Below are 12,129 nucleotides of genomic sequence, written 5' to 3' on the forward strand. Positions count from 1 at the left end.
GCTTTGCTACTGACAAAGCTAGCCATTTTTGGTATAATACCGTGAGGTGATTTTTATGGCGAGCTTAAATAGATATAAATTTACATTTGGAAACAAAGCGCTCACTTTAACAACCAACCATGATAATTTGTTTATGGAAGAAGTCGAACGTGTTGCGAAAGAAAAATACCAAGCAATTAAGGAACAAATGCCAGAGGCAGATGATGAAACCATCGCGATCTTATTGGCAGTAAACAGTTTGTCCATGCAGCTGAATCGCGAGATTGAGTTTGACGACAAAGAAAAAGAATTAGATGATTTTCGTCGCAAGGCTTTAGACGACTTAAAGGATAAATCATCCAAATAAGAGGAGATACATGTTAACTTTCTTAATCTTATTGATTTTGGCATGGAGCTTTTATATTGGCTATGCAAGAGGGATTATCCTCCAGTCTTATTACTTTCTAGTGGCCTTAGTGGCTCTCTTGATTGCAGGTGGCAGCTATAAGGGACTGGCCAAGGTGTTGTCTCTATGGGTTCCTTTTTCGAGTCCCACCCAGCAATCGGTGAATTATTTTTATGCCAACCGCTACCTATTTCAATTAGATGACATCTTTTATGCAGGTTTAGCATATGTATTGATTTTTGTGATGATCTACCTGATTGGTCGTGTGATTGGGATCTTTATGCACTTGGTTCCCCAGCCAGAAAAGCTGGAGGAGCGCAAGTATCAAATTGGAGCAGGTGTGATCGCCGTGGTGATAACTCTCTTGGTCATCCAGATGGGCTTAACCGTCCTTTCAACTGTTCCCATGGTTTCCATCCAAAATAGACTAAATGCAAGCGGCTTGATCCGCTTTATCATCCTTCATACCCCGATTAGTTCAAGTCTGTTCCACAATTTGTGGGTAACTGCGATCGTCGGGGCTTAAGGAGCAAGACAGGAAGAAAGGAGTGAGACAAGTACGACTCAAGGACGTACGCTCACTTTTTTTGTAGGAGAAAAATGAACAAAAAAATCTTAGATATTCTGGAGTTTGACAAGGTCAAGCAGCTCTTTGAACCCTATTTACAGACAGAGCAAGGGGAGATGGAGCTAGCAGTCCTTACTCCAACTGATAAAAAAGAAAGCATCGAAACGGCCTTTATGGAGCTAGAGGATATGGAGCAGATCCTCTTGGAAGATTCACGCTTTGCAGTATCGACCATCCAAGATGTCCGTCCAGTGACCAAGCGTTTGGAGATGGAGGCGGCCCTCAATATCGATGAATTACTGGCTTTAAAAGCAGTTCTTCGAGTGACACATGAGCTCAAGGATTTTTACGAAAACTTGGAAAATGTCCGTTTGGAAAGGCTCCATCGCCTCTTTGACAACTTGGTGGATTTGCCCCGCTTACAAGGAGGGCTACAAGCTATCAACGAAGGAGGCTTTGTCGAGTCTTTTGCCAGTGAAAAATTGGCTAAAATCCGTCGCCGCATCCAGGAAAATGAACACCAGGTCAGAGAGATTCTACAAGATCTACTGAAAAGTAAGGCCGATATGTTAGCGGATGCTGTGATTGCTAGCCGGAATGGACGCAATGTTTTACCAGTAAAAAATACCTATCGCAACCGGATTGCAGGGGTGGTCCACGATATCTCAGCCAGTGGGAATACCGTTTATATCGAACCTCGTGCAGTGGTCAATCTCAATGAAGAAATCGCCAACCACCGGGCAGATGAACGGTATGAAATCATTCAGATTCTGGAGGAATTGTCTGACAGCCTACGCCCCCATGCGGCAGAGATTGCAAATAATGCCTGGATTATCGGTCACTTGGACTTGATCAAGGCCAAGTATCGATTTATGCGTGATTTCAAGGCAGTGGTACCAGAGGTTAGCAGTAATCGCTCTATTCAGCTCTTGCAACTACGTCATCCCTTGATTGAAAATGCCGTCGCGAATGACCTGCATTTTACCGAGGACTTGACTGAAATCGTGATTACCGGTCCCAATACAGGGGGGAAGACCATTATGCTAAAAACGCTGGGACTAGCGCAAATTATGGCCCAGTCTGGTCTTCCCATCCTAGTAGATCCAGGTAGTTGTGTGGGCATCTTCTCACAAGTCTTTGCAGATATTGGAGATGAACAATCGATCGAGCAGAGCTTGTCGACCTTCTCCAGTCATATGACCAATATCGTATCTATCTTACATCAAGTTGATACCGCCTCCTTGATCCTTCTGGATGAGTTGGGGGCTGGAACCGATCCTCAAGAGGGGGCTGGCCTTGCTATTGCTATCCTAGAAGACCTGCGCTTACGCGGGATTAAGACTATGGCGACAACCCACTATCCAGAGCTTAAGGCTTATGGGATTGAGACTGCTGGGGTGCAAAATGCCAGTATGGAGTTTGACACAGCGAGTCTGCGTCCGACCTATCGCTTCATGCAAGGAGTTCCTGGCCGCTCCAATGCCTTTGAGATCGCCCGCCGTTTAGGCTTGTCTGAGACCATTATCCAGGATGCCATGAAGATGACCAATACGGATAATGATGTCAATCAGATTATTGAAAAATTGGAGGCGCAGACCTTAGAAAGTCGCAAGCGCTTGGATACCATTCAAGAGGTCGAGCAAGAAAATCTCAAATTCAATCGTGCTCTTCGAAAACTCTATAACGAACTGACCAGAGAGAGAGAAACAGAGCTCAATAAGGCGAGAGAAGAGGCCAAGGAAATTGTGGACATGGCCCTCTCAGAGAGTGACCGTATCCTTCAAGGCCTTCACGCCAAATCCCAGTTGAAACCACATGAAATTATTGAGGCCAAGGCTCAGTTGAAAAAACTAGCGCCTGAGACCGTCGACCTTTCTAAAAACAAGGTCTTGAAAAAAGCCAAAAAGGCGCGTGCTCCTAAGGTAGGAGATGAAATCTTGGTTATCAGCTATGGCCAACGCGGAACCCTGGTCAAGCAACTCAAAGATGGTCGCTGGGAGGCGCAAGTCGGCTTGATCAAGATGACCTTGGAAGAAAAAGAATTCAACCTTATCAAGGCTGAAAAAGAAGCAACTCAACCTAAGAAACGCCAGGTGAATGTCGTCAAACGCTCCAACACGAGTGGGCCGAGAGCACGTCTGGATCTCCGTGGAAAACGCTATGAAGAGGCCATGCAAGAGCTAGATGGCTTTATCGATCAGGCCCTGCTCAACAACATGGCCCAAGTCGATATCATCCACGGGATTGGAACGGGAGTTATCCGTGAAGGGGTGACCAAGTATCTCCGCCGCAACAAACACGTCAAAAGTTTTGAATATGCCCCCCAAAATGCAGGTGGTAGTGGCGCAACCATTGTTACGTTTAAAGGATAATCGAAACCTAGCTGTTTATCAGCTAGGTTTTTTTAAAATCTTACATAATGAAACGGATTAAAAGAAATTGAAAACGATCCGTTCTCAATTTGGATTTTCAGTAGGTCCTCCCTTTTAAAAGTGCTATAATAGAGGCAATGAATGATTTGGGAGGATACGCATGCGTAAACGTGAAAGTGCAGATTCGTGTACAACGATTCTAGTCGGAAAAAATGCTAGCTATGATGGTTCGACCATTGTAGCACGAACAGAGGATTCTCAAAATGGCGTTTTTACGCCCAAGAAATTGATCGTGGTCAAACCGGAAGATCAACCACGTCATTACAAGTCTGTTTTATCAACTTTTGAAATCGACTTACCAGATACTCCAGTTCGCTATACAGCGGTTCCAGATGCGATTCCTAAAGACGGGATCTGGGGAGAAGCTGGGATCAATGTCTATAATGTAGCTATGAGTGAGACAGAGACCATTACGACCAATAGCCGTGTGCTAGGGGCAGATCCTCTTGTAGAGAGCGGCATCGGTGAGGAAGACATGCTGACCTTGGTCTTGCCTTATGTCAAGACAGCCCGTGAAGGGGTCTTGCGTCTCGGAAAGATCTTGGAAGATTATGGAACTTATGAGTCTAACGGGATCGCGATTTCAGATGTGAATGAAATCTGGTGGTTGGAAACCATCGGAGGTCACCACTGGATGGCGCGTCGTGTCCCTGACGATGCCTATGTGACCAACCCCAACCAACTGGGAAGTGATTATTTTGAATTTGGCAATCCCGATGAGTTTCTTTGTGACCCGGATCTTGAACGTTTTGTCACAGAGCACCATTTGATTTTAGATCAAGAAGGGAAAGGTTTTAATCCACGCTATGCCTTTGGTAGCCAAAAAGATAAGGACCGCCACTACAATACACCGCGAGCTTGGGCCATCCAGCATTTCCTCAATCCTGAAATCGAGCAGGATCCACGGAGCTTCGAGATTCCTTGGTGTCAAAAACCTTATCGCAAGGTGACGATTGAAGATGTCAAATATGTCTTGAGCAACCACTACCAAGACACTATCTACGATCCTTATGGTCCTGAGGGAGATCACGTGAGTCAACGGACCTTCCGGACGATCGGGATCAACCGGACCAGCCAGACAGCGATTCTGCAATTGCGTCCCAATAAACCACAAGAAACGACAGGGATTCAATGGATTTCTTATGGTTCCATGCCTTACAATACAGCCGTTCCTTTCTTTACCCAAGTGGATACAACACCAGACTACTTTGCCAATACGACGGCTAAGGTAACAACGGATTCCTTCTACTGGGCCAACCGGATTATTGCGGGACTAGCTGACCCTCACTATGCTCACCATGTTGGTGATTTGGACGATTACCAAGAAACGACAATGGCCTGGGGACATGCGCGCATCAATAAGGTCGATCGTGCACTTGCAGCAGGTGACACCGTTGATTTTGAGGCGGAAAACCAAGCTATGAGTGATCAAATCCAGGAAGCGACAGATCAACTCTTGGACAAGATTTTGCTCGATGCTAGCAACCTCATGACCAATCACTTCTCCTTGAGTGATTAAAAATTTTGTATTTTCAGGTAATTTACAAGATATTTTCAGAAACGATTGACAAACTTTTGAAAATCGATTAAAATAGAGAAAATTACATACGACCGAATGAAGTTTGCAGGAGCGTGAGTGACTGTGAATGGACGGAACTCTGGAGAGACCAGAAATGGCACCGAAGGGGCAAGGTAGAGGATGCATCTACTCAAACTCTCAGGTAAAAGGACAGAGCGAAAGATAGGGGAAGTCCCCTATTTTAAGCAGGACCAGAGTACATGTTTGACATGTGCTCTTTCTTTTTCTCTTTTCTGTCGAGCGGTCGATGAAAAAGGAGACAGAAAATGGATCATGTATTGCAGTTTTTTCAGCAGGTCGATAATTTAGTGTGGGGCGCCCCCTTATTGGTGCTCTTAGTAGGAACAGGGATCTACCTGACGCTTCGCTTGGGATTGCTTCAGATACGCTACCTTCCAAAAGCTTTTCGCTTGATCTTTACAGAAGATGAGGGACACGGGGATATCTCGAGCTTCGGAGCCCTTGCGACAGCTCTAGCGGCTACTGTAGGGACGGGGAATATTGTAGGGGTAGCTACAGCGATTCAGACAGGTGGCCCAGGTGCCCTCTTTTGGATGTGGATGGCAGCCTTTTTTGGAATGGCGACCAAGTATGCAGAAGGGCTCTTAGCCATTCGTTATCGGACCAAGGATGACAACGGTCATATCTCAGGTGGTCCTATGTATTACATTCTTCACGGGATGGGAGAGAAGTGGCGACCACTGGCTATTTTCTTTGCGGTTGCAGGAGTGTTGGTGGCCCTCTTTGGGATCGGAACCATGACCCAGGTTAATTCCATTACGGGATCCCTTCAAGCTAGTTTTGGAACGGCTCCAGAAGTGGCTAGTGTAGTGATTGCTCTAGTGGTTTCGACCATCATCTTTGGAGGGATTCACTGGATTTCCAAAGTCTCTGAAAAAGTGGTTCCTTTTATGGCTGCTGCCTATATCTTTGCGACTGTCATGATCATTGCCTTGCATCTAGACCAATTGCTTCCAGCCTTAAAATCGGTCTTTTCAGGTGCCTTCACAGGGACTGCAGCCATGGGAGGTTTTGCAGGAGCAACGGTCAAAATGGCCATCCAAAAAGGGGTGGCGCGTGGGGTTTTCTCCAATGAATCGGGTCTCGGATCGGCCCCCATTGCAGCAGCTGCTGCAAAGACCAATGAACCTGTCGAGCAGGGCTTGATCTCGATGACAGGAACCTTTATTGATACCATTATCATCTGTAGTTTGACAGGACTTTCGCTCTTGGTTTCAGATGAGTGGATGGCCAAGGGCAGCACGAGCACCTTGACCCAGGATACGTTTACAGGTGTCTTTGGCCCAGTTGGAGGCATTATCTTAACGCTGTGCTTGGTGCTGTTTGCGACAACGACCATTCTTGGATGGTCTTACTATGGAGAACGGTGTTTCGAATTCCTATTTGGTGTCAAACATATCAACCTCTACCGGACTTTCTTTGTCTTAATGGTTGGACTAGGTGGTTTCCTAAAATTAGATCTGGTCTGGGTCATTGCGGATATCGTTAATGGGCTGATGGCTTTGCCTAACCTAATTGCCCTTTTAGCTCTCTCACCTGTCATCATCAAAGAAAGCAAGCGCTACTTTAAGAAATAAGAAAACCCAGATCGCGAGGTCTAGGTTTTCTTGTCTATTTGAGATAAGATCTTTTAATAGCGTTTTTCTTTTGGCCAGCTGCTCATTTCGGCGATGGCAGTGAAGAGCACATCTGTCGAAGAGTTGAGGGCTGTTTCACAAGAGTCTTGAATGACCCCGATGATAAAGCCGACACTGACGACTTGCATGGCCAAATCATTGGTGATGCCAAAGAGGCTACAAGCAACAGGGATGAGAAGGAGAGATCCTCCCGCAACTCCAGATGCTCCACAAGCAGAGATAGCCGCTACGACACTCAGAATGAGCGCCGTTCCAAAGTCAACCTGAATGTGTAAGGTATTGGCAGCAGCTAGCGTCAAAATATTGATCGTCACCGCAGCGCCTGCCATGTTTACAGTTGAACCAAGTGGAATGGAGACAGAATAGGTGTCTGGATTCAGCCCCAATTCTTCACAGAGACGCATATTGACAGGGATGTTGGCTGCAGAACTTCGAGTGAAGAAGGCTGTTACCCCACTGACACGGAGGCATTTAAAAACAAGGGGATAAGGGTTCTTTCGGATCATGAAAAAGACGATCAATGGATTGATAACTAGGGCTACAAAAGCCATGGTGCCAACCAAAACAAGTAAGAGAATCCCGTAGTTACTAAGGGCACTGAGTCCTTGGCCAGCGATGGTCGTGAAGACCAAGCCTAAGATCCCAAATGGAGCTAGGTTGATAATCCACTCAACAATTTTTGAAGTGATGTCTGCTAGAGTTTGGAGGAGGTCTTTACTATGTTCGCTCGCTTCTCTCATGGCAATTCCAAAGACAGTTGCCCAAGAAAGGATCCCAATGTAGTTGGCTTGCTGCAAGGCATTGACCGGGTTGTCGACGATCTTGAGCAAGAGGTTACTAATCACTTCGCCAATCCCGTTTGGAGAGGATCCTTCAGCGGCCTTTCCAGTCAGGGTAATGGTGATCGGGAAAATGTAATTGACCAAAACAGCGACGAAGGCAGCAGCAAAGGTTCCTAGGAGATAGAGAACGATAACCTTTTTCATATTGGTCTCTGTCCCTTTTTGGTGTTGGGAGAGGGCATTTGCGACGAGCGCAAAGACCAGAAGAGGTGCGATCGCACGGAGTCCCCCAACAAAGAACTGACCTAAGAGTCCAATGCCAGTTGCTTTCGGGAAGATAAGGGCTAGGATAACACCAAGTACAATCCCGATTGCGATCCTTTTCATAAGGTTGGTTTTATTCCAAGTGGTAATCAATCGATGAATCATGTAGGACCTCCTTAAAAAATAATTAAGGAATATTATACGATAGTTAGGGGGGAAAAGCAATGAAATTTTCAAAAAATAGCCTTATTTCCGAATATTTGATATAATCATACTATTCTTTGATAGAAAGGCCCGAATAAATGAGTCAAGCTTTCCAACGTTATTTCAGTAAAATAGACTGGACGAAGATTTTTGATGATCTGATATCAAAATGTATCTCTCTGATTTTTGTCTTTCTTTTATTTTTTATTGCTAAAAAGGTCATCCATAGCCTGGTTAAGCGGATATTAACCCCATCCTTTAAGTATACGGTGCAGGATGAAGCCCGTAAAAATACGATTCTCCGTTTGGTTGAGAGCCTTTTAAACTATTGTTTGTATTTCATCTTGATCTACTGGATTTTGTCGATTCTAGGTCTTCCAGTCTCTAGTCTCTTGGCTGGTGCTGGGATTGCTGGGGTGGCGATTGGGATGGGAGCCCAAGGCTTTCTTTCCGATTTGGTCAATGGTTTCTTCATCCTTTTAGAACGCCAGTTGGACGTGGGAGACAATGTTCGTCTCACGAATGGGTCTATTAATATTGCCGGAATCGTCAGCAGTGTCGGGATTCGGACGACCCAGGTGCGGGACTTTGATGGGACTCTCCACTTTGTCCCGAATCGCAATATCACCGTCGTCAGCAATCTCTCACGTGGTGATATGCGCGTGCTGATCGATATTCCGCTAGATGCAAATACCAATCTCGACAAGATCTATCAGGTGATTGCTCAGGTTAATCAGTCTGAACAAGATAAACACCCAGAGGTGTTGACAGGTCCTACGATTTTAGGCCCACAGATCGAAAAAAATGGTCGCTATTCCTTCCGTATTGCGATGACCGCGCAAAATGGGACACAGGTTACTGTTTATCATACTTACTGTAAACTCTATCATGATGCCTTGATGGAAGCAGGAATCAACCTTCCAACAGGAAATAACGGAATCATGTAAAAAAGCTCAGAAATATTTTTCTGAGCTATTTTAATCGATGTTACGATCTTAAGTGGCAGTATTTGTCATCCAAATATTTAATCTGATCCCAAATCTTTCGAGCCTCAGGTGGTAAGATCAATAATTGCTTGCGCAATAGGGCAGTGATTTCGAGATCCAATGATTCGATCGGAAGGGCTATGGCTACGGAACTTTTTGCCCTTTGGATCTTGTTAATGCAGTGTTGGATATGCTGGCAAGCAGTACAAGTCTGTGCTTGACGGCTTGCTGCAATCTCCTGACGCATATCAGAAAGCAGTTGCATCAATTCAGACTTAAGGAATTCAATGGTAGTTGACTTGTCTTGAGCAAAATGAAACATAAGCGCACCTCCTTTTGCTATAGTTTAATACTAATTTATTAAAAATGCAAGGGGGTAAAGTAAAAAAAATAAAATTTTTTTAGAAAAAGATACAGAAAAAGAGATGGCTCAAATCTCTCACCACTAATGATGGTTAAGATTCCTTTCTTTAAAAATGACTTTCTTCCCTTGGAACCAATTGTCCTTAAGGAGATCATTAGCTACAAAAAACTCCTGAAACACACTGGTTTCAGGAGTTGAGAGGCTTTGACCCGAAGGTCTCAAAGAAAAATATCGATTGATTATACAAGACCTTGTGCAATCATCGCGTTTGCGACATTTTCAAAGGCAGCGATGTTGGCACCTGCAAGGTAATCTTTACCAAGACCGTAAGTTTCTGCAGTTGTTTTAGCAGTGTTGAAGATGTTGGTCATGATGTCTTTCAAACGTCCGTCCACTTCTTCGCGTGTCCATGAAAGACGTTGGCTGTTTTGGCTCATTTCAAGAGCAGATACAGCAACCCCACCAGCATTGGCTGCTTTAGCAGGTCCGTAAAGAATACCATTTTCTTTGTATACGTTGATGGCATCGATGTTACTTGGCATGTTTGCTCCTTCAGAGACAACTTTCACACCTTGAGCGACCAAACGTTTTGCAGCATCGCCATCGATTTCGTTTTGAGTTGCACATGGAAGAGCGATGTCATAGTTACCAGCATAAGTCCATACAGAACCTTCGTAGTATGTAGCAGTTGGTTTTTCAGCAGCGTATTCAGTCAAACGTGCACGACGTTTTTCTTTGACGTCTGTAAGAAGGTCGAAGTCAATACCGTTTTCGTCGATCACGTAACCGTTTGAGTCAGATACAGAGATAACAGTTGCACCAAGTTCAGTTGCTTTTTGAAGAGCGTATTGAGCAACGTTACCAGAACCTGAGATTACGACTTTCTTACCAGCAAAGCTGTCGCCGTTGGCTTTGAGCATTTCTTCAGTGTAGTAAACTAAACCATAACCAGTTGCTTCTGGACGGATCAAGCTACCACCGAAACCAAGAGGTTTACCAGTCAAGACACCAGCATCAAATTGGCGAAGGCGTTTGTATTGACCGTAAAGGTATCCGATTTCACGTCCACCAACCCCGATATCACCGGCTGGGACATCAAGAGAAGGACCGATGTGTTTTTGCAATTCCGTCATGAAGCTTTGGCAGAAACGCATCACTTCAGCGTCTGTTTTTCCTTTAGGATCGAAGTCAGATCCACCTTTACCACCACCGATAGGAAGACCAGTCAAGACGTTTTTGAAGATTTGTTCGAAACCGAGGAATTTCAAGATCCCTTGGTTAACAGTTGGGTGGAAACGAAGACCACCTTTGTAAGGACCTACAGCAGAGTTGAATTGAACACGGTAACCACGGTTTACTTGGATGTTTCCTTCACGGTCAACCCAAGGAACACGGAAAGAAATTACGCGTTCAGGTTCTGTAATACGAGCCAAGATGTTTTCTTCGATGTATTCAGGATGTTTTTCAAAAACAGGTTCCAAAGTGCTGAGGAACTCTTCAACAGCTTGAAGGAATTCAGCTTCGTGGCCGTTGCGAGCTTTTACAGTTTCGAAAGTGCTTTGGATATATTCTTTAGCAGTTGTCATGTTAATTCTCCTTTGTGAATGAAACGAAAACCAGCAAACCCGCTAGGGGAGTGGCTTTGAGACAGTTGACAAACAATGTCATGTTTTATTACATGGATCATTATAGCAGACTTTTTTTGGCTTGTAAAGAAAAAAGTTGAATTTTCTGAAAATTTTATCGTGACTAGGAAAGTCCGAATGTTTGGAAGAATTTTTAGCTTTGATTGTCCGGAAGCTTCCAAGTGATGGTATAATGAAAGAAGAAAATAGAGAGCATCCCGAACGATTCTGTTGGTGGTGTTTCAAAAAAGGAGTACAAGATGGTATCGACAAAGACGCAAATTGCTGGTTTTGAATTTGACAACTGTTTGATGAATGCGGCAGGTGTAGCCTGTATGACTACTGAGGAATTAGAAGAAGTGAAGAACTCAGCTGCGGGGACCTTTGTGACCAAGACAGCGACCTTAGAATTACGTGCTGGTAATCCAGAGCCACGCTACCAAGATGTGCCGCTTGGTTCGATCAATTCGATGGGGCTACCTAACCAAGGGTTGGACTATTATTTGAATTATTTATTGGAGTTGCAAGAAACGGATCCAGATCGGACCTTCTTCTTATCTCTCGTCGGCATGTCTCCTGAAGAAACTCATACCATCTTGAAAAAGGTGCAAGACAGTGACTTTAAAGGCTTGACAGAGTTGAACCTATCTTGTCCCAATGTCCCTGGGAAACCTCAGATCGCCTATGATTTTGATACGACAGATCGGATCTTGTCTGAGGTCTTTTCCTATTTCACAAAACCTCTAGGGATCAAGTTGCCACCTTATTTTGATATCGTTCATTTTGATCAAGCAGCAGCGATCTTTAACAAATACCCGCTCAAGTTTGTCAACTGCGTCAATTCGATCGGAAATGGCCTCTACATTGAGGATGAATCCGTGGTGATCCGTCCGAAGAACGGATTTGGTGGGATTGGTGGAGAATACATCAAGCCAACGGCTCTCGCCAATGTCCATGCCTTTTACCAACGTCTGAACCCAGAAATTCAGATTGTGGGGACAGGGGGTGTCTTGACTGGTCGAGATGCCTTTGAACATATCCTTTGTGGGGCTAGTATGGTGCAAATCGGAACGACGCTGCATAAAGAAGGAGTAGGAGCTTTTGACCGCATCACTGCGGAGCTCAAAGCCATCATGGAAGAAAAAGGCTACCAAAGTCTAGAAGACTTCCGTGGGAAATTGCACTACATTGACTAATCTTTCGAAAAAAAAACTTCCTCAAGTGGAAACTTGGGGAAGTTTTTTATGAGAGTGGGACAGAAATCGGTAATTCGTTAGAATTC

The 12,129-nt window shown here is 44.7% G+C and carries 10 protein-coding genes and 1 riboswitch; of the genes, 7 read left to right on the top strand and 3 right to left on the bottom strand.

Going from position 1 to position 12,129, the window contains the following annotated elements; genetic code table 11:
- Nucleotides 1–55 precede the first annotated feature (55 nt).
- The 5 genes from O3626_RS07440 to O3626_RS07460 all read left to right on the top strand — a co-directional run bounded on the left by O3626_RS07440 (nucleotide 56) and on the right by O3626_RS07460 (nucleotide 6,562).
- Nucleotides 56–346, top strand: a complete 291-nt coding sequence (locus O3626_RS07440; protein ID WP_003005477.1) for a hypothetical protein — start codon at nucleotides 56–58, stop codon at nucleotides 344–346.
- 10 nt (nucleotides 347–356) lie between these two features.
- Nucleotides 357–911 (top strand): CvpA family protein, encoded by a 555-nt coding sequence (locus O3626_RS07445; RefSeq protein ID WP_371496166.1) that lies wholly within the window; start codon nucleotides 357–359, stop codon nucleotides 909–911.
- Nucleotides 912–985: 74 nt separating this feature from the next.
- Complete coding sequence (locus O3626_RS07450; RefSeq protein ID WP_371496168.1) at nucleotides 986–3,325, top strand: endonuclease MutS2; 2,340 nt, start codon at nucleotides 986–988, stop codon at nucleotides 3,323–3,325.
- A 160-nt stretch (nucleotides 3,326–3,485) separates the two neighbouring features.
- Nucleotides 3,486–4,904: a C69 family dipeptidase gene (locus tag O3626_RS07455; RefSeq protein ID WP_371496170.1), complete on the top strand. Its 1,419-nt coding sequence runs from the start codon at nucleotides 3,486–3,488 to the stop codon at nucleotides 4,902–4,904.
- Nucleotides 4,905–5,033: 129 nt separating this feature from the next.
- Nucleotides 5,034–5,128: riboswitch (glycine riboswitch) on the top strand.
- A gap of 102 nt (nucleotides 5,129–5,230) precedes the next feature.
- Nucleotides 5,231–6,562, top strand: coding sequence for a sodium:alanine symporter family protein (locus O3626_RS07460; protein ID WP_021153873.1), 1,332 nt, complete (start codon nucleotides 5,231–5,233; stop codon nucleotides 6,560–6,562).
- 53 nt (nucleotides 6,563–6,615) lie between these two features.
- On the opposite strand, the gene sstT is transcribed toward O3626_RS07460, so the two are convergent.
- Nucleotides 6,616–7,833, bottom strand: a complete 1,218-nt coding sequence (sstT, locus tag O3626_RS07465) for a serine/threonine transporter SstT (RefSeq protein WP_013904166.1) — start codon at nucleotides 7,831–7,833, stop codon at nucleotides 6,616–6,618.
- A 137-nt stretch (nucleotides 7,834–7,970) separates the two neighbouring features.
- Here sstT and O3626_RS07470 point away from each other — a divergent pair, with 137 nt between their 5' ends.
- A complete protein-coding gene (locus O3626_RS07470; protein WP_371496172.1) occupies nucleotides 7,971–8,819 on the top strand; it encodes a mechanosensitive ion channel family protein in 849 nt (282 codons plus the stop codon).
- A gap of 40 nt (nucleotides 8,820–8,859) precedes the next feature.
- Here the strand turns inward: O3626_RS07470 and O3626_RS07475 are convergent, their stop codons facing one another.
- Both O3626_RS07475 and gdhA read right to left on the bottom strand, forming a co-directional pair.
- Nucleotides 8,860–9,180, bottom strand: a complete 321-nt coding sequence (locus O3626_RS07475; RefSeq protein ID WP_024056290.1) for a hypothetical protein — start codon at nucleotides 9,178–9,180, stop codon at nucleotides 8,860–8,862.
- Between the two features lie 281 nt (nucleotides 9,181–9,461).
- Nucleotides 9,462–10,808 (bottom strand): NADP-specific glutamate dehydrogenase, encoded by a 1,347-nt coding sequence (gene gdhA, locus O3626_RS07480; protein WP_003004977.1) that lies wholly within the window; start codon nucleotides 10,806–10,808, stop codon nucleotides 9,462–9,464.
- Between the two features lie 299 nt (nucleotides 10,809–11,107).
- Between gdhA and O3626_RS07485 the strand changes: the two genes are divergently transcribed.
- On the top strand, nucleotides 11,108–12,043 hold the full coding sequence (locus O3626_RS07485) for a dihydroorotate oxidase (RefSeq protein ID WP_371496174.1): 936 nt from the start codon (nucleotides 11,108–11,110) through the stop codon (nucleotides 12,041–12,043).
- Nucleotides 12,044–12,129 lie beyond the last annotated feature (86 nt).

Source organism: Streptococcus sp. 20925_1_77 (genome assembly GCF_041432125.1).
In the GTDB taxonomy this organism is placed as follows: domain Bacteria; phylum Bacillota; class Bacilli; order Lactobacillales; family Streptococcaceae; genus Streptococcus.